1 rRNA gene is annotated in these 1,090 nt (G+C 56.8%); it reads left to right on the forward strand.

The window, feature by feature from the left end:
• Positions 1–1,090, forward strand: a 23S ribosomal RNA gene (locus AB0N03_RS52510); the annotation flags it as partial.

Genomic DNA, 1,090 nt, shown 5'->3' on the forward strand with positions numbered 1-1,090 from the left:
TGGTGTTCCCGAGTAGCAGCGAGCTCGTGGAATTTGCTGTGAATCTGCCGGGACCACCCGGTAAGCCTAAATACTTCCTGAAGACCGATAGCGGACGAGTACCGTGAGGGAAAGATGAAAAGTACCCCGGGAGGGGAGTGAAAGAGTACCTGAAACCGTGTGCCTACAAGCCGTCAGAGCCTGCTTTGTTGGGTGATGGCGTGCCTTTTGAAGAATGAGCCTGCGAGTTAGTGCTGCGTGGCGAGGTTAACCCGTGTGGGGTAGCCGTAGCGAAAGCGAGTCTGAATAGGGCGTGTGAGTCGCGTGGTCTAGACCCGAAGCGGAGTGATCTACCCATGGCCAGGGTGAAGCGACGGTAAGACGTCGTGGAGGCCCGAACCCACTTAGGTTGAAAACTGAGGGGATGAGCTGTGGGTAGGGGTGAAAGGCCAATCAAACTCCGTGATAGCTGGTTCTCCCCGAAATGCATTTAGGTGCAGCGTCACGTGTTTCTCTGCGGGGGTAGAGCTACTGGATGGTCTAGGGGCCTTACCGGGTTACCGAAATCAACCAAACTCCGAATACCGTAGAGTGAGAGCGTGGCAGTGAGACGGCGGGGGATAAGCTTCGTCGTCGAGAGGGAAACAGCCCAGAACACCAGCTAAGGCCCCTAAGTGTGTGCTCAGTGGGAAAGGATGTGGGATTGCCCAGACAACCAGGAGGTTGGCTTAGAAGCAGCCACCCTTGAAAGAGTGCGTAATAGCTCACTGGTCAAGTGGTCCTGCGCCGACAATGTAGCGGGGCTTAAGCACACCGCCGAAGCTGTGTCATTCATGCAATACATCGGCTTCACTCCTTGAGGGTGTTGTCTAGTGGTGTGGATGGGTAGGGGAGCGTCCTGCATCCAGGGAAGCGGCGGCGGAAGCCAGTCGTGGAGGGTGTGGGAGTGAGAATGCAGGCATGAGTAGCGAATGCAGAGTGAGAAACTCTGCCGCCGGATGACCAAGGGTTCCTGGGCCAGGCTAATCCGCCCAGGGTAAGTCGGGACCTAAGGCGAGGCCGACAGGCGTAGTCGATGGACAACGGGTTGATATTCCCGTACCCGAGCATG

The organism is Amycolatopsis sp. NPDC051061 (assembly GCF_040682935.1).
GTDB lineage: Bacteria > Actinomycetota > Actinomycetes > Mycobacteriales > Pseudonocardiaceae > Amycolatopsis.